Source organism: Mesorhizobium sp. B2-1-8, from assembly GCF_006442545.2.
In the GTDB taxonomy this organism is placed as follows: Bacteria; Pseudomonadota; Alphaproteobacteria; order Rhizobiales; family Rhizobiaceae; genus Mesorhizobium.
The window spans coordinates 2,545,843-2,563,803 of sequence record NZ_CP083952.1; the positions used below are offsets into that span (position 1 = coordinate 2,545,843).

Sequence of the window (17,961 nt, forward strand, 5' to 3'; positions counted from 1 at the left end):
GGCTCGAGACACATCAAAGAAAGCCTAACTATCACTTCCCCGATCAGAGGCAAAACGAAACGAGACCGATGGATTTGCTTGCAAATGCAATTGGACGGTTCTTTGACGCGCATCAAGGAAGCCAGCGCCGCTGAATGCAATTCATGGCGCATTCGAACCGCTTCAGTGAAAGGTGCGTCCAATGTCCTACAAGTCAATAATCGTGAACCTTGCCGTCGATGCGCCTCCTGCTGCCATCGTGAAGGTGGGTATCGAGCTCGCGCAACGTTTTGGAGCCCATCTCATCGGTCTGGCGGCGGCGGATGTTCCGCCTTTGGTCGCCACCGGCGACGGCATGGTCTACGAAGGCGAGGTCATGCAAATCCAGCGAACCGAAATCGAAAAGCGGCTTGCCGAATTGCGTGCCGAGTTCGAAGGCCTGGTTCCGGCTTCGATCACAAGCGAATGGGGACAAGCCGTCTGCAGTCCGACCCGGTTCCTCAGCGTTTTCGCCCGCGCAGCCGACCTTGTCGTGACCGGCGAGTCGGGAGACAACGTGTTTCGTGCTGTGGATCTTGGCAGCCTGGCGCTCGGCATCGGCCGGCCAGTCCTGGTCACGGGCACCAAACTAGAACACGTCCGCGCCAAAACGGTCCTGGTTGCCTGGAAGGATACCAGGGAGGCGCGGCGGGCGATGGCAGATGCCTTGCCCTTCTTGGCCAACGCCAATGAGGTTGTCGTCGCCACGATCGCAGCCAAAGGCGACGACAGCGTTCGCGACAGCCTCGCCGATGTGGCCGTCTATCTCGAGCGCCATGGCATTATGGCCCGGACGGAACTGATAACCGGTGAAGTCGATGGCGAGCAGTTGGTGACATTCGCACGCTCGATCCATGCCGACATGATCGTCTCGGGCGCCTATGGCCATAGCCGCCTGCGCGAATGGGCGTTTGGCGGCGTCACCCGCACGCTGATCGAAGAGAGCAGCATCAACCGCTTCCTGTCATACTGATGGCATCGAATATCGTGCCCTCTGGCGTGGACCAACAATCCGCCACCGCGGTCGCAGAACCCTATTGGTCGATCAGCAGCGAGGAGCTCGTGCGACGTCTGGCGACGTCCGCCACGTCGGGGCTGGCAGGGCCCGAGGCCGCCTCGCGGCTCGCCAGATACGGCGCAAATACTCCGGCGTCGAAGTCAAGCACGTCGGCGCTTGCCGTGTTCGTTCGCCAGTTCCGGAGCCCCCTTGTCCTGATCCTGATCTTCGCAGCCAGCGTTTCGGCCTTCGTCGGCGAAGGTCAGGAGGCCACAATCATCGTCGCGATCGTACTGGCGAGTTGCGTTCTCAGCTTCACCCAGGAATATGGGGCGTCGCGAGCGACAGAGGCACTCAAACAGCGTATCTCGCGCAAGGCTATCGTGCTGCGCGATGGCGTCGAATCCTCCGTTTCTGCTGAAGAAATCGTGCCGGGGGATCTCATCCGGTTGTCGGCCGGAAACCTCATACCTGCCGACGGCATCATCCTTGACGCGCGCGACTTCAACGTCAGCGAGGCCGTGCTGACCGGCGAAACCTTCCCCGTCTTGAAGATGGCGGGGCATTCAGCCCCTGATGCCTCCGTCGCCGAACGCAACAATGCGGTGTTTACCGGCACATCCGTGCGCAGCGGCACTGCAACCGTGCTTGCGGCAGCGACCGGCGCCCGCACAGAATTCGCTTCCATCGCCGCGGCACTGGAGCGGCAAATCCCGGAAACGGGTTTTGCCCGAGGGATCAGGTTGTTTGGTTATCTGATGACAGAGATCATGCTGGCGATTGTCATCATGGTGTTTTTTGCCAACCTGATGCTGCATCGTCCGCTGATTGAATCGCTGTTGTTTTCGCTGGCACTCGCGGTCGGCCTTACACCGGAACTGCTCCCGGCCATTATCAGTGTAACGCTTGCTCGAGGCGCGCGCGCCATGGCTGCCAATGGCGTTATCGTGCGGCGGCTCGATGCCATCGAGAATCTCGGCAGCATGGATCTTTTGTGCACCGACAAGACAGGAACGCTGACGGAAGGTGTGATCCGCCTCGACGGATGGTTCGATGTCGATGGCAATCGGTCAGAGGAGATCCTTCTTTGGGCCCGGCTCAACGCCAGCCTGCAGACCGGACTGAAGAACCCGCTGGATGAAGCGGTTGCCGGGACCCCGGGCGGGAACGCGTCATTGGGTGCTTTCACGAAGGTGGACGAAGTGCCCTACGATTTCATTCGCAAGCGCCTCTCCGTCGTTGTGCGGAGCGAGGACACCGGCGATCTCCTGATCACCAAGGGCGCGGTACAAAATGTTCTCGAAACCTGCAGCGTTGTCCTCACAGCGAAAGGCCTGGAACCTCTCGAAGACGCGCACCGTGCGGCGATCGACAAGAAGTTTCGGCTCTGGAGTTCGGACGGCTATCGGGTTCTGGGGCTAGCGACGCGTCGGTTTGAAAGCCGAAGTGCCTATGGCAGGAAGGACGAGGTCGATCTCGCCTTCGCCGGCTTCCTGCTTTTCCTCGACCCGCCCAAGGAAGGCGTAAAGAACACGCTTGCCGAACTCGCCCGTCGCGGCATCGCGGTGAAGGTCATTACGGGCGACAACCGCTACGTTGCTGCCCATCTTGCCCAAGCGGTCGGCTTGCGCATCGCTCGGATCATGACCGGGGAGGATCTGTCGAAGCTGACCAAGAGCGCGCTGTTTGCGGGCGTTCAGGACACCGATCTCTTCGTCGAGATCGACCCCAACCAGAAAGAACGCATCGTCCAGGCCCTGCGGAGCAGGGGCCATGTCGTTGGCTATCTTGGCGACGGCATCAATGATGCCCCCGCGCTTCATGAGGCCGATATCGGGGTGTCCGTCGACACCGCATGCGATGTCGCGCGCGAGGCCGCCGATATCATCCTCCTCAAGCAGGACCTCGCCGTGCTGGTGCGCGGCGTCGACGACGGCCGGAAAACCTTCGCCAACACCATGAAATACATCTCGATCACCACCAGCGCCAACTTCGGCAACATGATCAGCATGGCCGTCGCCTCGCTGTTCCTGCCTTTCCTGCCGCTTCTGGCAAAGCAGATCCTGCTCAACAATTTCCTTTCCGACGTTCCCTCACTCGCCATAGCCAGTGACAACGTCGATCAAGACCAACTGCGACGGCCTCGCCACTGGGACATCGGCTTCGTGCGGCGGTTCATGATCAGCTTTGGCCTTGTGAGCTCGCTGTTCGACTTCGCAACCTTCGCCTTCCTGCTTCTGTTCGCGCACGCCACGGCCGCCACGTTCCAGACCGCCTGGTTTGTCGAATCCTTGCTGACGGAGCTCGCCATAGTGCTCATAGTGCGCACGCATGGGGCTTTTTGGGCGAGCCGCCCAAGCCCCTTGCTTGCCTGGCTGACGCTGGCCGTCGGAATTGTCGCGATCGCGATCCCCTATCTGCCGTTCGCGGCATGGTTCGGCTTTGTACCTCTGCCGCTGCCGGTGCTGGCCGGACTTGCCGTCATCACTGCACTCTATCTATTGGCGTCGGAGGCGACCAAGCGCTGGTTCTTCGATCGTGGCCGGCACGGAGGATACAAATCGATTTTTGCGAAGCTTCGCAAAAGCAGGAAAATCCTCGGCTCTCAATACTGAATTGCCTTGCGGGACCAAGCTCAGTGAAGGCGTCAATGAAATCGTCTGGAGGGGAGGTGATCTCGGCGATGGCGAATATGACGAATTCGTCTTCGCGGCTACCTGTCCTCGGAGCTCAAGGTCGGCGGCACGCTCTATTTTCCGGTTATCCAGGGATGTTCGGAAGGCAAAGTTGAGCGACGGATCGAAATCCCCGCTGCTGGCCAGACATACGATGATCTCGAACTACCTGCGCCCACCTCGAGCTGGTGAAGGCGTCATATTGGAAAAAGGAAGAGAGTCAAAAAATGGACAACGTCCGGAGCAACGAGGTGATCGAAGTGTGGCCGGGCCTGGTTTACGGCGCTGAGGCGGCCAGCGCCGTAAAGGCCGGCAATTCATTGTTGCCGATGCTGATCCTTGGCGTGGCTCTGATTGTCACAGGCGGGACCGTGGTGATGGCCTTCGTCTAGGAGAACATCCCGTGACCATCAGGATAGATAGCAAGAGGCAGCGCGCATGAATGGTATCCAACGAAGCAAGCCAACGGTCATTGTCGACGGCGTCGAGCTTTCCCCGCTTCTCGACGAGACGATGATCCGAAAGGTCGTCCACGGTTTTTACGATGAAATCCGCCGCGACCCGCTTCTTGGCCCCGTTTTCAATGCAGCCATCAGAGCGGAGGCGTGGCCGTCGCATCTGGCGAAGATGTGTGATTTCTGGTCGGCCACACTGTTGCGGACCTCTCGTTACGCGGGGCGGCCGTTGCCGCCGCATCTGGTTATTCCCGGTCTGGGCGAGGAGCACTTCCGGCGCTGGCTTACGTTGTTTCGGGCGGTGGTGAAGCGCATCTGTCCGCCCGACGTCGCAGCAATTTTCATGGCACGGGCGCTCCGCATTGCCCACAGCTTCCGCCTGGCTGTCGCCTTCAACAGAGGCGAGAACACAGTCCAGATCGAACCGATCATCGAGGACAGCCTTTGATCGCGATTGTGGCTGCGACTCCTGTCCGGCTCTGACGACCTGCAGTCTTGCGTGGACCTTCAGCTCGGCTCAGATCACCAAGAAATTGGAGAGCCTCGGCGTCACCGCAATGGCGACGCCGACGCAGCGTGTGTTGACCGAGATCAATGTGATGTGGCTGCCGGAAGCGCAAAGATTGGCGACACGTGCGGGGAGAAGCCACATGACCTTTCTCGACTATCTGATTTCAGTTGATGCCAGGACGGCGCTGATGGATCGCATGATGCGGACTCTGGGCGTCGACCGGCAATTGACGGTCGTCGCGGATCACGCAGCTGTCACCAATCGGGCCGTTAATCGCTGCCGCTCCTGCGGCCATCAAGACGACTGCTCGGCCTGGCTTGACAATCATCACCACGCCGACGAGCCGCCAGCCTATTGCCGCAACAGCGACCTGATCGCGCGGCTGCAACACGTGTCTGGCAAAGGCTAGGTCGTCGCGCTCGCCTCCGGGTCACTGAAGACAGGCGGCTCATCCCGAATGTGTGGTAGTTCATTGGCGGGGCAGGGCTCTGCCCCTGTCGGAAGAACCATGATGTTCTGGGTTATAACCCCACTGCTCACACTGGCAGCCCGCTAACAGCACTTGTGCCGCTGGCCGGTGGCATTGAGCCCGTTGCAGTGGCAGGCGATCACGACCTCGAAGTTTATCGCGATCAGCTTTCTGAACTCGATCGCGACGTGGCGGGTATTCAAGGATTTATTGCGCTTGTCGGTCCACGCGGACCTTTGATTCAGCCCTACTCCGGCGCGGTGGTGGAATGGCTATGATACGAGGATGACGGACAGCGGATCGGCGCAAAACAGATTATCCTGGACAAACCTGACGCCTGCGACGTTTTCAGCGGCGACGATGGCTGCCTGACGCTCGCGTTCGTCGAAAATGGCGCCGCTGAGTTTCACCACGCCCTTCTCCACCGCCACGTTGATCAGCGCTTTGCTGGCCCATTTCTGCGTCGCAAGCTCGGCAATGATGTTCTGTCGTATCCGTAGATCATCGACCGCTGCGTGCTCGGCGTCCGGAAGGGCGCCGAACAATGCCCGCAGAATGTCAGAGCGGGTAATGATGCCGACGACTTTTCCATTGTCCACGATTGGAATGCGTTTGACATGGTGGTGCATCATAAGATCCACGATCTCGGCGAGCCACGCGGCCGGAGATGCTGTGACGACGTTGTCGGACATCACCTCTGCGATCTGTCGACCATTGGCTCGGACATATTCGTCGGCGGCTTTTCCAGGGCTGACCAGCAGCTCCAGCCAGCGCGAGCGCTTCTGTTGAGTGCCCAGTTCTGCTCGCCGCAGGAAATCGCCTTCGCTGACAATCCCCGCCAACGTGCCGTCGCCACGAATGACAGGGAGGCCGCTGATCTCTTTGGACAGCATCAGCCCGGCCACCTCGGCGATGGACGCCGACGGATATGTGCAGATGACTGGCTTGCTCATTATGGCTTCGGCTTGCATGTACGCTCTCCGGAGATATTCCCATTCCCCGGCTTCTTAGATGCCTAATGAGCAGTTGAGCCTTGATCTGAATCATTTTGCCGTCGAGAAAAATGGCCCAAAGCTGGGGCTTCAGATTGCCGCGCGCGTGCTCGTCAACCGGCGACCGCGGCCTTGGCGACATTTACGCCAAGTTCGTAGACAAGCAGTCCACCATAATAGGCCGTCGCAGTGACCAGAATAGCGCCGCCAATTTCGACCAGAGGAATGGCGATCGCGAGCATGCGAGACTCTCGATTTCGCGTCCAAAACGCGAGCCTCGCAAGCCCCCAGATCAGGAAGGTGAACGCAGTGACACCCCCCAGGCTTTCATGGATCTCTGCTATGTCACTGCTGAAGCCGGCCGCTTCGGCATGATCGAGGGCAAGTCCGCCATAGAACCAGGTTCCGATGGCGAAAACTCCGGCTGCCAGCGCGACAAAAGCGGAAATCGTCCCCGCGCCAGAACGCTTGGTCACCGCGTTGCCGTGAGCGAGCAACACAATGTCGATTATCACCAGTGTGTAGATGAGAACGATGGGAAAATGCACAAGCATGGGATGGATGTGCTGGGCTGGTATCATAGCGGGAGAATCTCCGGAGGTCAGACGAGAGCTGCGCGGCCTTGCAGGACGCCAGCTGTACGGTGGGCGGGGGGTCATCTGGGGCGCGGCGACAATGACAGATGTCGCGGACAGTCATCGGAAGGTTTAGTCGTCGTCTCCGAGAGCATCGCCTTCGTCCTCGCCGACGAGAGCGGCTCTTTCGCGGAGGTGGTTGCCATCACATTCGACATCGCCAATACCTTTGATGGCTTTCGTGGCGGTCGTGTCCTGCATCGGTATGGCCTGGAGGTCGATCGGCCCGGGCGGCGTCCCGGAGGATTGCACGCCGCATGACTCTTCGTCGGATGCAGCGGCCGCAGGCAGGGCAAAGCTCGCCAGGCCCGCGAATACCGCCAGCAGAAGCGTGGAATTGCGCATGGTTTCGATATCCTTCTCGACGCGGCCATGATTGGACGCGACGATGCCGATAGACAGCCTTTGCTTGCTTCCGGCTGAGGACGATTGACAGCAGATTGTAAGCTTCGACATGCGACATGCACCGTTCATGAGAGCCATTCTGAAGCGCCTGGCGATAGCAGGGCTGGCCGGGCTTGTCCTGGCCCAGCCGCTCGCCGCTCGCGCCGACGAGGACGACGATGGCGATCATGACCGCGCGAGAGACCTGTACGAGCGTGGCGAAATAAAGGGCTTGGCCAGTATCCTGGATGTCGTTCGCGCGCGGGCTCCAGGCGATATCGTGGCAGTCGATCTGATCCGCAAGGCAAACAAATGGGTCTACCGATTTCAGGTCGTCGACGTCGATGGCCGGCGAAAGGCAGTCGACGTCGACGCCGGTGCCGGTGTGATTATGCGGGACGGAGAGGGTGACTGATGAAGATCCTGCTGGCCGAGGACGAGCCCCGCATAGCAGTCGATATCGAGACTGCCCTCAAGGCGTCCGGAATGGTGGTCGATATCGTGCGGGATGGTGAAGCTGCCTGGTTTGCCGGCGACGTGGAGAACTATGATGCCGCCATTCTGGATCTCGGCCTACCCAAACTCGATGGACTGACGGTGTTGAAGCGCTGGCGGGCCAACGCGCGCCGGTTTCCGGTTCTCATCCTGACCGCAAGGGGCATGTGGACAGAACGCGTGGACGGTATCAATTCCGGTGCAGACGACTATCTCCCCAAGCCCTTCGAGATGGAAGAACTGCTCGCCAGGTTGCGGGCTATCCTGCGGCGTTCGGCGGGTCAGTCAGCACCCGTGTTGAAGTCTGGGCCGCTGGTCTTGGACACGCGCCAGATGCGCATTTCGCTACGCGGCATTCCCATTGCGCTTTCGCCGTTGGAATACCGGTTACTGGCGTTTTTAATGCACCACGCCGGCCGGGTGGTGGCGCCGACCGAACTTGCCGAGCATCTTTACGATTCAGGGAATGATCGCGATCCGAACACGATCGAGGTCATCGTTGCGCGGCTGCGACGAAAGCTCGGCAGCGATGTCATCGAAACGCGGCGCGGGTTCGGCTATCTGATGCCCGATGATGCCGCCTGATGGGCAACTCGATCCGCCTCAGGCTGTGGCTGGCTGCCACGATTTCGGTTCTTGTCGCGCTTGCCATAGCCGGCGCCGGCCTGCGCTATTTGTTCGAACTTCACGTCGAGCGGCGCGTGGTGGGCGAATTGACGGTCGACCTCAACGAACTGATCGGTGCAACGAGCTTCACAAGCGATGGTCGCCTTGTCGTGAGCCCCGTGCTCACCGACCCGCGTTTCGCCAATCCGCTGTCCGGTTATTACTGGCAGGTCGAGAATGTCGCCACTGGCGATCTCGAGCGCTCGCGGTCTTTGTGGGACGCCAAGCTGACGTTGCCTGCCCGGAGCGCAAGCGGTGAGCTGCGAACGGTCGAAGAGTTCCTCGGCCCTGGCGGAGAACTCAGTATTGCGGTCGAGCGTACAATAATCGACGCCTCGGGCCGGTCCTTTCGCGCAATCGTTGCGGAAGATCATCGCACCGTTGCCGTGTCTGTCAGCGAATATGTTCGCGATCTCGCTCCGGCCCTCCTGATGCTCGCGGCAGTTCTGATGGTTGCGTTCTTTATCCAGATTACCATCGGTCTTGCACCGCTGGAAACTTTGCGGGTCGCCGTAAGGAACGTGATCGCGCAAAGAACCGCGAGGCTCGATGTGGCGGCACCAAGCGAGGTGCAGCCGCTCGCTGACGAGATCAATCGCCTTCTCGATGCCCAGGAAAAGGCGCTTGTGCGAGCCCGCTCGCGCGCCACCGATCTGGCGCATGGCCTCAAGACACCGCTGCAAGTTCTGTCGGCCGACATCCGGGCTTTGCGCAAGAAAGGCGAGACGGATCTGGCTGACGATATCGAAAAGAGCGCCGGAGCGATCCGGCGCCATGTCGAGCGGGAGCTCGCGCGCGCGCGCCTTGCACCCGGCGTTTCCGGCAAGGCGTCCTGCCTGGTGTCCGACGTCGCGGCTGGCGTCATTGCCGTCGTCAAACGGACACCAAGCGCCAAGCAGCTTTCGTTCAACCTGGATGTCACGGACGATCTTACGGCGCCGATCGACGAAGGCGACTTGTCAGAAATTCTCGGCAATCTGGTCGAGAATGCCGCGCGCTATGCAAAATCGTCAGTTCGTGTGGGTGCATCCACCGCCTGGGACGAGGTGACCGTCAGTGTTGCTGATGATGGCCCAGGTATACCGGATGCCGATCTGGGGTCCGCGCTGTCGCGCGGCGTGCAACTCGACAGCAAGGGCGGCAGCAGCGGTCTTGGCCTGGCCATCGTTTTCGACATCGTCGAAGCCTACGGCGGAAGCCTTGCCATGGCCAACGCCGATCCGGGTCTGGTCGTGACCATTTCCTTGCCGCGACACAATTGAGTGTCCTTCAGGCAAAACCCGGGAAATAGTCGACCTTTATCTTCGAGCGGCGAACACCCATGGCCAACAGCTTCTGGCGCAGCGCCTTGACCATCGCCTGCGGGCCGGAAATGTAGAAAGTGCGCTCAAGGTAGTCGGGTATGGCCAGACGTATCAGGCGCTCGTCGATATATCCGGGATATTGCCCGCGCTCGCCACCGTGCGCCACAGCGTGGATCGTCTTGATACCAAGTTCCTGCCTGGCCGCGTCAAGCACGTCGCGATAAGCGATGTCCTGCTGGCCTTCGGTTCCGTAGAGCATGACGATCGGTCGCCGCTCCTGACGGTCGATGAGATATTGCAGCATTGAGCGGAACGGGGTGATGCCGATGCCTCCGGCCAGGAAAGCGATCTTGGTTTCACGCCGGGCGGGCAGCGTAAAGTTGCCGGCCAGTTGCGCGGCGTGAATCGTGCTGCCTGGCTTCATGGTCATCAACTCGCGCTTGAAGGCACTTGATTGCGGATAGAACTTGACGCCGAGACGAACCGTTTCCTCCGTCGGCGCCGAAGCGACCGTGAAATAGCGGCGGTTGCCGCGATTGTCGGCGCGATCGAGACCAAGCGTCCATTCGAGATACTGGCCGGCCTCGAAGGCGAGCTTGCTTGGCGATCGGAAAACGAAGTCAAAGCTGTCGACGGCCGATCGCTCGATGCGTTCCAAGGTCAGCACCAGGCGTCCCTTGGGGCCAGCCGCATAGGCAAACAGGTTGCCGGCAAGCAACGCCAGTTCCGGCGTGAAATAGAACGAGCCGATATGGATGTTGGGAGCAAACAGAAAGCCGACGATGGCGGCAAAGGCGATACGCGGCCAAAGCATCGTCGGTGCGGTCAGCGGCTCGGTCAGCATCACGAAGGCAAAGAACAGCAAAGGCGACGAACCCAGTGTCTCAGCAAGCGCGGTCCAGTATTGCGATGGGTCCGTGGTTGCCAGAATGGTCGCCAGCGCCACGACAACGAAGGTCGAGACGAGGTCAAGCCGGCGCAGTTTGCGGACAACAAGCATGCCGCCGACGAGCACGAGTGGAAGTAATGGCAGATTGCCACCAACCCACCAGCTGGCCGGCTGGTCGAGCAGCATCGCGGACAGCGCCACGCCCAGCGCAGCCGGGTTGAAAAGGTGCTTCCGGCCGATGGCGAGAATAAATTTGGATGAAATTGCCCAGACAGCTGCGAATGCCACCGCCGCAATCCCCTTTATGTCCGTAATCGCTACCGGATCGAGGATGAGCGCCAGGATGAGTGCGGTGATGTAGACGGACTCGTTGTTGGCCGGGACTGCGAAGACATGCGCAAAGACCTTGTTGGTGATCCAGCAGGCGGCTAGCGCAAGCGCTGTCGTAAAGGCAAGCGCAATCGGATCATGTGGCACCAGCTTGACGAAGCCGAGCACGAACGCTGCGCCGACCAGCGCCATCAGATAGTAGAGGACCAGCCTGTACATGGTCAGGTGGTCGAGAAATCGGTCGATGGTCTTGATCATGGCAGGCAAAAGGCTCCGAACCCGGTTGTCGGCGTGGCGCGGCCATCGGCGTCGACGAGATAGCCCTCCAGGCCAGGCGTCTGCTCGATGAAGAGAATGCCGTCCCGCCCCATGGCGAAGGCCGCGGTGGCGAAACGATCGGCTTCGAGCACATCGGCACCGATCACGGTCAGGCTGACGATGTCCTGGATCGGACTGCCAACTCCATGCGGATTGTAGATATGCTGACCGCGGACATAGGTGCCGGAGGTTGCGACACCGCGACCGCGGGGATAGACGATCTTTACGATCTCGTCCGCATTGAAGGGATTGCGGATGCCGACGCTCCAGTCATGGCCCAATGCATTCTTGCCGCAGGACTGGATATCGCCGCCGGCCTCGATGAAGAAATCACTGACGCCGGCCCGTTGAACAATCCCGGCCGCATTGCGGATGGCCCAGCCCTTGACGATGCCGGAAGGGTCGAGCGAACCGTCGGGCTTGCAAATATCGAAGTATCCGTCCGTCTCATTTTTCGTCTGCTTGGCAATGGCCAGCACTTCCATCATCTCGCTGCTCCAGTCGACGACCGGAACGTCGCCGCGGTTGATGGCCGCGATCTCGCTGTCGGCCCGGTACGTGCTGAAGCGCCGGTCGATATGCTCGAAATAGCCGAAGACCGTATCGACCAGCTCACCGGCCGACGTGCCACCGATGTCGACCGTGATCGGCATGCCCATCAAAATTCGCGTGTCGCGCATGGGCCTACGACGATGCTTTCTTCAGCGCGCCGCGCAGGGACTGGATGAAAGCCCTGCTGGTTAGCGTCGCACCCGAAATAATATCGACATTGGCGCTCTGGGCGCTGATCGCTTCGTCGCGCAGCATGGGCAGCGCCTGCCTGTTGATATTCACGGAGGTGCGGCGGTCGGATGGATATTTCAGCACTTTCAGCGCCGTGAGCTGTCCGTTCTGCACGACGGCCTGAATCTGGATGATGCCGTAATAGGCATCGGCCGTGGGGCCGGTGTAGACGCCATCGGCATAGCCCTTTGCGGCGAGCTTCATGTCTACCCGGACGACCCGTGCTGGTGCATCCGGATATGCCGGCCTCGGCTGCGGGACTGGTATGTAGACGGCGGGCGTAACGGCGAAGGAAGGCGTTGGCGATGCAGGATCGGCGACAGACGGTGCCACTGGCGTTGGCGACGGGTGTGGTGCCACCGGAACCACTGTCCGCTTGACTGGATCATTTGGCCGTTCGGCAGGCGCTCCTATGCCAGCTGTCGTTTCCCCGGAGATCGGCAACCTTGTTCCAAACCGGAGATCGAGGGGTGCCGGCGAAGTGCGAAGCACCGGCAAAGCCGCAGCGGATCGGGGCTCTTTTGGCTGCACGGAAGGCGCTTCGGCTGCGTCGGCCGGCAGCGCCTCGCCGAGCATATCGTTTGCCGGATGCCTTCCGGCCTGATCCCAGACATAGGCGCCGGAGGCAGCGACCACGAAAAGCGACAGCGCAAACTTCTTCATCGAAATTATGTTTCCACATTGAACCTTTGCAGTGGCGATCCATCCGGTTCGCCGCGGATGCACTATCGCACGACCAAGCTGACAACTGGCTGTCAGCCAAGATCGAGTCGCGGCAGGTGGAAAGCTCAACGGGATGGCGAGAAGATTTGTCCTAGATCAAGATTGTCGCATAAGCAGCGAGGTAGGAAGGGTCTCTTTTAGCGAGGTAGCTGCCGATGCGTGTTGCCAACGAGCCGGCCGGATACACCGGACCCCAGATACTGCTGCATTGGACCATCGCGGTGCTGATCGTCGTCCAGCTTGTGATAGGTGAGGACATCAAGCCGGCTTACCGGGCGTTCTCGCGCGCTGCCGAGCCGGCAGCCGGCGCCGCGGCTGCCCATTTCCTGCTGTATCTCTTCATTTTCGGGATGCCTATCACTGGGGCGCTGGCCTGGTATTTCAGCTTTCGAGCGATGGGTGAGATTCACGAACTCGCCAAGCCGGTGATCATCGTCGTCGTCGGCCTCCATGCGGTGGGAGCCTCGTGGCAGCATTTCCTCATGAAATCGGACGTGCTCGTCAGGATGCTGCGACCGGCTGGACGACGCCTGAGGTGACGTCATGAGCCGCCTTCACAGTGAAAACCATCTTGTATCCCGCGTCGGCTGGCTGCGCGCCGCCGTGCTCGGCGCCAATGACGGCATTGTCTCGACGGCCAGCCTCATCGTTGGCGTGGCGGCAGCCAATGCCGCGGCCTCCAACGTTCTGGTTGCCGGCGTCGCCGGACTGGTCGCCGGAGCGATGTCGATGGCGGCAGGCGAGTATGTCTCGGTCAGTTCGCAGTCCGACACCGAACATGCCGACCTTGCGCGTGAGAAAGGGGAACTGGCGACACAGCCAGATTTCGAGCTGCAGGAACTTGCGGAGATCTATGTCAGACGAGGCGTCGAGCCGAGCCTTGCCTTGCAGGTCGCCCACCAATTGATGGCGAAGGATGCGCTCGGCGCCCACGCTCGCGACGAACTCGGCATTTCCGAAGTCACCACGGCCAGACCGATCCAGGCCGCGCTGACCTCGGCGGCAGCATTTTCGGTTGGCGCGGCCATGCCTTTGGCGATGGTGCTTGTTTCGCCGGCCGTGTGGCTTGCCGCAACGGTGTCTGTTGCCTCACTCCTGTTCCTGGCGGTTCTGGGCGCCATCGGGGCCAAAGCCGGCGGCGCCAATGTGCTGAAAGCAACGGTTCGCGTCACCTTTTGGGGCGCGGCGGCAATGGCGCTGACCGCAGGCATCGGTGCGATCGTTGGTACTGCCATCTGACGGTGCGGTAGCCTTTATCCGCTCCGATATCTGCGAGTCCTACTGCCTCAAGAAGTCTCAGCGCTTGGCCAATAAAGTTGCGAAATCGCAACGAAGCGGTCCTGAGCGCGATGTAGGACGAGGGCGTCGCAAATCGCGGAGGACTGCGTCGTGAAGGAACCCAGCTCCATCACTCCCGATATGGTGGTTGACGAAATCATGAGGAAATGGCCGGCAAGCGTGGCAGTGCTGATGGGCTACAGGATGCTTTGTGTCGGCTGTCCGATCGGCACGTTTCACACCGTGGCCGAGGCGTGCCATGAGCACTGCGTGGACGAGGCGCGTTTCCTTGCCGATCTGGAAGCGACTATCCGGGGCGAACGGTAACGTCAGTGCTTGCCCGGGTTCTCTGCGAGAACCACAAGGCGATGCGCATCCTTGACCGTGACTTTCTGGCGGCCGCTGACGATTATTCCGATGTCTTCCCACCTGCTGAGCAGCCGGCTGACTGTGTGCAGCGTCGTGCCTGTCATCTCCGCGATGTCCTGCCTTGAAATCGGGAAGTCGATTTCGATGCCGCTTTCGGTCTTTCGGCCGGTCTGGTTTGCCAACCGCAGCAAGGCATGCGCGACCCTTTGCTCGACCTGCTCCGTGGACATCTCTACGACCCGCGTCTGGGTCTCCTGCAGTCGGGTGCCAACGGTTCTGTAGGTGGTTGCCCCAAATATCGGGAATCGTCGCGCCATCTCCGCCCACAGAGCGTTGGGCCACGCCAGCACCACGCAGTCGACGGCCGCGAGGGCGCTGGCGGGATAGGCCGTCCGGCCGAGCGCCGCGGCGACACCAAAGATTTCGCCTTCGCTGATGTACCTGGCAATGACCTGTTGTCCATCCGGCGTGGTGCGGACGACGCGGATATGACCAGAGATCAGCACAAAAAACGAATGGGCATCCGTTTCCTGCTCGAAGATCGCGGATTCCTTGGCATAGCGTGACGACCGTGCGCTTCGCAGGATTTCGCTTTGTTCTTCCGCAGTCATCCCTTGGAAGAGCGGCAGCTGCGATATCAGCGATCGGTCGAGCGCAGCCAAAATGTGTTTCCTCACGACCCCAAGACACTGCGCCAGCGCGCGGCAACCATTCTTATCGCGAGTTTGCGCCAGCGCAAATTGTTCGCAGGGGCATCAGGCTAAATGACATTGAACGGCGCAATGCCGCGAACATGAGACAAAGGACAAATCGATGAAACGCACCATCCTCGCCGCCGCAATCTCCCTTCTCGCGCTCGCCGGAGGCGCAAGCGCGGAAGAGCATGTGGTGCAAATGCTCAACAAGGGCGAAAAGGGCGCCATGGTTTTCCAGCCGGCCTTCGTCAAGGCCGCACCCGGCGACACCGTGAAGTTCGTGCCGACCGACAAGACGCACGATGCCGAGTCGATCAAGGACATGATTCCGGAAGGCGCCGAGCCGTTCAAGGGGAAACCGAGTGAAGAAATCACCGTTACGCTGACCAAGGAGGGCGTCTATGGCGTCAAATGCGCGCCGCACTATGGCATGGGCATGGTCGCACTGATCGTCGTCGGCAAGCCGGTCAATCTCGATACCGCGAAAGCGGTCAAGCATCCTGGCAAGGCAAAGACGGTATTCGCGGATCTGTTCACCCAGATTCCGGCCAACTGACCGGCATGAGATAGCTTGCCTGCCACAAGTGGGCGGGCACGAGCCGGACGGACCGAGGGCGGCGGTCCACCCGGCCTTTCATTTCAGGATGCGAGTCATGGCTATTCCACGTCTGCGGCGCTACTCCGGCCCCGCCTTTCTGTCCTATGGGTTCAGACCCTTTTTCTTCCTCGGCTCGCTTTATGCCGCGCTCTCCATTCTGCTCTGGCTGCCGATGTATGCGGGGGAACTTCAAACCCACAGCCTGTTCGTTCCGGTCGACTGGCATATACATGAGATGCTGTTCGGCTATCTGCCGGCGATCGTGACCGGGTTCCTTTTGACGGCGATCCCCAACTGGACCGGCCGGCTGCCCGTGCAGGGCCTGCCGCTGCTGGCGCTGGTTGTCCTGTGGCTTGCCGGCCGCGCCGCTGTCTTCTTCTCGGCAGACATTGGCTGGGAAGCAGCAGCTGTGATCGATGGCTCATTCTTGCTTGCAGTGGCTGCCGCGGCCGCACGCGAAATCGTCGCGGGACGCAACTGGCGAAACCTCAAGGTGCTGCTGCCGCTCGTCGTGCTGGCGTCCGCGAACGGCGCGTTCCACATCGAGGCTCATGTCCTGGGAATGTCGGACATCAGCCGAAGGCTCGGCATGGCAGCCGCGATCCTGCTCATATCCTTGATCGGCGGGCGAATTATTCCGAGCTTCACACGCAATTGGCTCGTGCGCGAAAATCCCGGCAGGTTGCCGGCGCCATTCGACCGATTTGACATCGCTTCGATAGCCATCTCTACCGTTGCGCTGGGAGCATGGACAATTGCCCCAGACAACAGCGCCTCAGGTCTTCTTATGGCCGTCGCCGCCATTGCTCAGGCGTCACGGCTGTCGCGCTGGGCTGGCGAACGCACATTGCGGGATCCGCTTATACTGATCCTCCACCTTGCATACGCCTTCGTGCCCGTTGGTCTTGCCCTGGTTTCGGCATCGATCTTTTTGCCTGCAATCCCGGTCGCCGCCGGGCTGCATGCGTTCGGTGCCGGTGCGGTCGGGTCGATGACGATCGCAGTGATGACCCGCGCTACGCTTGGCCATACCGGCCGGCTACTGCGGGCCGGACGACAAACGATCATTATCTTCGCAGCGATTTTGATTGCGGCGTCGTTACGCATTGTTGCGGCTTTTGTCCCTTATGACGGGATCGTTGAAGTCGCGGGCGTTGCGTGGGCTATGGCATACGCCGGCTTTCTCCTGACCCATGGAGTGGCCTTGACGACGGCGAAGCGCCGGTAACGATGTTTGCAAGAGGATCGTGGCGCCAGTCGTGTGCCTCTTCGGTTCCGGGATAACGACATGCATAAAATCAGAAACTTACAGCAGGTCGGGCGAATCCTGTTCGCCGCGACATGCTGTAAGTCCGAGGCGGACCTGGCGACCCAGAGGGGGCGACCTCAATTTGCTCGGCAAGTCCAGCGCTTGTCGTCCTCAAGGCGGATTGTGTCGCCATACTCTGATGGCGCTTGCTCGTCAGAGTATACCCAAATGAGACAGCAGATCGCTCGCCCAGCCAGCGTGGTTTCGCACCAGCCTGAACCCCAGATTGTCGGGAGGCAAGCCAACGGCGCAACCTCCGCTTTTCCCGTCGCTGATGAAATTCGACATATAGGCTCTATGCAGGCCTTCCAGGACGTGGACCCCACAATTGTCGACCGAGCTCGCAACGCCGCTGCCGTCTTTGGCGAGCGTCGTGCGGACATAGCACGTCGAAGTCCACTCCCAGACGTTGCCGGAAAAGTCGGCAAGCCCGCGCGAATTCACTCCAAAGGAGCCGCGACTCCTGGGCAACGGGTCCGGTTTGCGATTGAGTTCGACCTCCGCCTGATAGCTGGTCAGCCAATGCCTGGCGGGGTTGTTGGCATCGTTTTCGACACCCTCGAATTCTCCCGCGAACCGCTCGGCTGCGGCAAGGGCCCACTCTTCGTCGGATGGCAGCCTCCATTGGCTGCCGGTCTCCTCAGAATACCATCGGGCGTAGGCAACGGCGTCGAGGTAGCTCACGCCGGTAGCGGGTGCGTCACGCGGGACTGAGCGGGTCTCCTCCGCCGGCCGGCAGCTGCCGGCCGACACACAATCCGCGTAGTCGGTCGCACTGACCTGATAGGCCATGATCTCGAGCGGACCGTCGAATTGCCGCGCGACCTTGGGATTGGCTTGCGGGCGTCCATCTCGCAGGAACTCTCCCGGCATCGGATATCTGATCGAACCGGGAGGCAGGCTGACCGTCATGGCAATGGCGTGGGACTGCCTATGACCACCGGCAGCCTGTATCGAAAGTCCTACCGGCACAGCCGCGGCCACGGCCACCATGGCGATCGGCATGAGCTTCAGGATGAAAGCCGACATGTCTTTTGTCCATGCCCGGACAGGGTCGCTGTCCGGGCA

The 17,961-nt window shown here is 60.7% G+C and carries 24 protein-coding genes; 15 read left to right on the top strand and 9 right to left on the bottom strand.

Going from position 1 to position 17,961, the window contains the following annotated elements; translation table 11 throughout:
* The first annotated feature begins 181 nt into the window (after positions 1 to 181).
* The 5 genes from FJ970_RS12420 (at position 182) to FJ970_RS12440 (ending at position 4,593) form a co-directional block, all read left to right on the top strand.
* Positions 182 to 991: a universal stress protein gene (locus FJ970_RS12420; RefSeq protein WP_140760947.1), complete on the top strand. Its 810-nt coding sequence runs from the start codon at positions 182 to 184 to the stop codon at positions 989 to 991.
* Positions 991 to 3,630 carry a magnesium-translocating P-type ATPase gene (gene mgtA, locus FJ970_RS12425; RefSeq protein WP_227792100.1) on the top strand — a complete coding sequence of 880 codons (2,640 nt, stop codon included), beginning with the start codon at positions 991 to 993 and terminating at the stop codon, positions 3,628 to 3,630. Before FJ970_RS12420 ends, mgtA begins: the two co-directional genes overlap by 1 nt.
* Before the next feature lie 147 nt (positions 3,631 to 3,777).
* Positions 3,778 to 3,882 (top strand): hypothetical protein, encoded by a 105-nt coding sequence (locus tag FJ970_RS33880; RefSeq protein ID WP_415752043.1) that lies wholly within the window; start codon positions 3,778 to 3,780, stop codon positions 3,880 to 3,882.
* Between the two features lie 35 nt (positions 3,883 to 3,917).
* Complete coding sequence (locus FJ970_RS12435) at positions 3,918 to 4,082, top strand: hypothetical protein (protein WP_181178699.1); 165 nt, start codon at positions 3,918 to 3,920, stop codon at positions 4,080 to 4,082.
* A 46-nt stretch (positions 4,083 to 4,128) separates the two neighbouring features.
* Positions 4,129 to 4,593, top strand: coding sequence for a group III truncated hemoglobin (locus tag FJ970_RS12440; RefSeq protein ID WP_140760942.1), 465 nt, complete (start codon positions 4,129 to 4,131; stop codon positions 4,591 to 4,593).
* A 69-nt stretch (positions 4,594 to 4,662) separates the two neighbouring features.
* On the opposite strand, the gene FJ970_RS33590 is transcribed toward FJ970_RS12440, so the two are convergent.
* Complete coding sequence (locus FJ970_RS33590) at positions 4,663 to 4,797, bottom strand: hypothetical protein (RefSeq protein WP_265336223.1); 135 nt, start codon at positions 4,795 to 4,797, stop codon at positions 4,663 to 4,665.
* On the opposite strand from FJ970_RS33590, the gene FJ970_RS12445 reads away from it, so the two are divergent.
* Positions 4,796 to 5,065 (top strand): DUF6455 family protein, encoded by a 270-nt coding sequence (locus FJ970_RS12445; protein ID WP_140760940.1) that lies wholly within the window; start codon positions 4,796 to 4,798, stop codon positions 5,063 to 5,065. The genes FJ970_RS33590 and FJ970_RS12445 overlap by 2 nt on opposite strands.
* 188 nt (positions 5,066 to 5,253) lie before the next feature.
* The gene (locus FJ970_RS33790; protein ID WP_181178698.1) at positions 5,254 to 5,403 is read left to right on the top strand and encodes a hypothetical protein; all 150 of its coding nucleotides are present in this window, start codon (positions 5,254 to 5,256) and stop codon (positions 5,401 to 5,403) included.
* On the opposite strand, the gene FJ970_RS12455 is transcribed toward FJ970_RS33790, so the two are convergent.
* The 3 genes from FJ970_RS12455 to FJ970_RS12465 all read right to left on the bottom strand — a co-directional run bounded on the left by FJ970_RS12455 (position 5,398) and on the right by FJ970_RS12465 (position 7,097).
* Positions 5,398 to 6,096, bottom strand: a complete 699-nt coding sequence (locus FJ970_RS12455; RefSeq protein ID WP_140760938.1) for a CBS domain-containing protein — start codon at positions 6,094 to 6,096, stop codon at positions 5,398 to 5,400. The genes FJ970_RS33790 and FJ970_RS12455 overlap by 6 nt on opposite strands.
* Before the next feature lie 134 nt (positions 6,097 to 6,230).
* Positions 6,231 to 6,698 carry a DUF2231 domain-containing protein gene (locus tag FJ970_RS12460; protein ID WP_140760936.1) on the bottom strand — a complete coding sequence of 156 codons (468 nt, stop codon included), beginning with the start codon at positions 6,696 to 6,698 and terminating at the stop codon, positions 6,231 to 6,233.
* Positions 6,699 to 6,824: 126 nt separating this feature from the next.
* The gene (locus FJ970_RS12465) at positions 6,825 to 7,097 is read right to left on the bottom strand and encodes a hypothetical protein (protein ID WP_140760934.1); all 273 of its coding nucleotides are present in this window, start codon (positions 7,095 to 7,097) and stop codon (positions 6,825 to 6,827) included.
* Positions 7,098 to 7,224: 127 nt separating this feature from the next.
* Here FJ970_RS12465 and FJ970_RS12470 point away from each other — a divergent pair, with 127 nt between their 5' ends.
* The 3 genes from FJ970_RS12470 to FJ970_RS12480 are packed head-to-tail and all read left to right on the top strand — an operon-like array spanning position 7,225 to position 9,559.
* Positions 7,225 to 7,551 carry a PepSY domain-containing protein gene (locus FJ970_RS12470; RefSeq protein ID WP_140760932.1) on the top strand — a complete coding sequence of 109 codons (327 nt, stop codon included), beginning with the start codon at positions 7,225 to 7,227 and terminating at the stop codon, positions 7,549 to 7,551.
* Positions 7,551 to 8,216: a response regulator transcription factor gene (locus FJ970_RS12475; RefSeq protein WP_140760930.1), complete on the top strand. Its 666-nt coding sequence runs from the start codon at positions 7,551 to 7,553 to the stop codon at positions 8,214 to 8,216. Before FJ970_RS12470 ends, FJ970_RS12475 begins: the two co-directional genes overlap by 1 nt.
* The gene (locus tag FJ970_RS12480) at positions 8,216 to 9,559 is read left to right on the top strand and encodes a sensor histidine kinase (RefSeq protein ID WP_140760928.1); all 1,344 of its coding nucleotides are present in this window, start codon (positions 8,216 to 8,218) and stop codon (positions 9,557 to 9,559) included. Before FJ970_RS12475 ends, FJ970_RS12480 begins: the two co-directional genes overlap by 1 nt.
* A 7-nt stretch (positions 9,560 to 9,566) precedes the next feature.
* On the opposite strand, the gene FJ970_RS12485 is transcribed toward FJ970_RS12480, so the two are convergent.
* From FJ970_RS12485 to FJ970_RS12495, 3 genes are read right to left on the bottom strand one after another with little or no spacing between them, the layout of a single operon-like run.
* A complete protein-coding gene (locus tag FJ970_RS12485) occupies positions 9,567 to 11,078 on the bottom strand; it encodes an FAD-dependent oxidoreductase (protein ID WP_140760926.1) in 1,512 nt (503 codons plus the stop codon).
* A complete protein-coding gene (locus tag FJ970_RS12490) occupies positions 11,075 to 11,797 on the bottom strand; it encodes an FAD:protein FMN transferase (RefSeq protein WP_224613395.1) in 723 nt (240 codons plus the stop codon). Before FJ970_RS12490 ends, FJ970_RS12485 begins: the two co-directional genes overlap by 4 nt.
* 25 nt (positions 11,798 to 11,822) lie before the next feature.
* Positions 11,823 to 12,125: an FMN-binding protein gene (locus FJ970_RS12495; RefSeq protein ID WP_224597077.1), complete on the bottom strand. Its 303-nt coding sequence runs from the start codon at positions 12,123 to 12,125 to the stop codon at positions 11,823 to 11,825.
* 674 nt (positions 12,126 to 12,799) lie between these two features.
* Between FJ970_RS12495 and FJ970_RS12500 the strand changes: the two genes are divergently transcribed.
* The 3 genes from FJ970_RS12500 (at position 12,800) to FJ970_RS12510 (ending at position 14,249) form a co-directional block, all read left to right on the top strand.
* Positions 12,800 to 13,183, top strand: coding sequence for a cytochrome b (locus FJ970_RS12500; protein WP_140760919.1), 384 nt, complete (start codon positions 12,800 to 12,802; stop codon positions 13,181 to 13,183).
* 4 nt (positions 13,184 to 13,187) lie between these two features.
* Entirely contained in the window at positions 13,188 to 13,883 is a 696-nt protein-coding gene (locus FJ970_RS12505) for a VIT family protein (protein ID WP_140760917.1), read from the top strand.
* Between the two features lie 150 nt (positions 13,884 to 14,033).
* A complete protein-coding gene (locus tag FJ970_RS12510) occupies positions 14,034 to 14,249 on the top strand; it encodes a DUF1858 domain-containing protein (protein ID WP_140760915.1) in 216 nt (71 codons plus the stop codon).
* 2 nt (positions 14,250 to 14,251) lie between these two features.
* On the opposite strand, the gene FJ970_RS12515 is transcribed toward FJ970_RS12510, so the two are convergent.
* Positions 14,252 to 14,953, bottom strand: coding sequence for a Crp/Fnr family transcriptional regulator (locus tag FJ970_RS12515; protein ID WP_140760913.1), 702 nt, complete (start codon positions 14,951 to 14,953; stop codon positions 14,252 to 14,254).
* 151 nt (positions 14,954 to 15,104) lie between these two features.
* Here FJ970_RS12515 and FJ970_RS12520 point away from each other — a divergent pair, with 151 nt between their 5' ends.
* On the top strand, positions 15,105 to 15,542 hold the full coding sequence (locus tag FJ970_RS12520) for a pseudoazurin (RefSeq protein ID WP_140760911.1): 438 nt from the start codon (positions 15,105 to 15,107) through the stop codon (positions 15,540 to 15,542).
* A 97-nt stretch (positions 15,543 to 15,639) separates the two neighbouring features.
* Positions 15,640 to 16,812 carry an NnrS family protein gene (locus FJ970_RS12525; protein ID WP_140760909.1) on the top strand — a complete coding sequence of 391 codons (1,173 nt, stop codon included), beginning with the start codon at positions 15,640 to 15,642 and terminating at the stop codon, positions 16,810 to 16,812.
* 234 nt (positions 16,813 to 17,046) lie between these two features.
* Here the strand turns inward: FJ970_RS12525 and FJ970_RS12530 are convergent, their stop codons facing one another.
* Entirely contained in the window at positions 17,047 to 17,922 is an 876-nt protein-coding gene (locus FJ970_RS12530; RefSeq protein ID WP_140760907.1) for an SUMF1/EgtB/PvdO family nonheme iron enzyme, read from the bottom strand.
* Positions 17,923 to 17,961 lie beyond the last annotated feature (39 nt).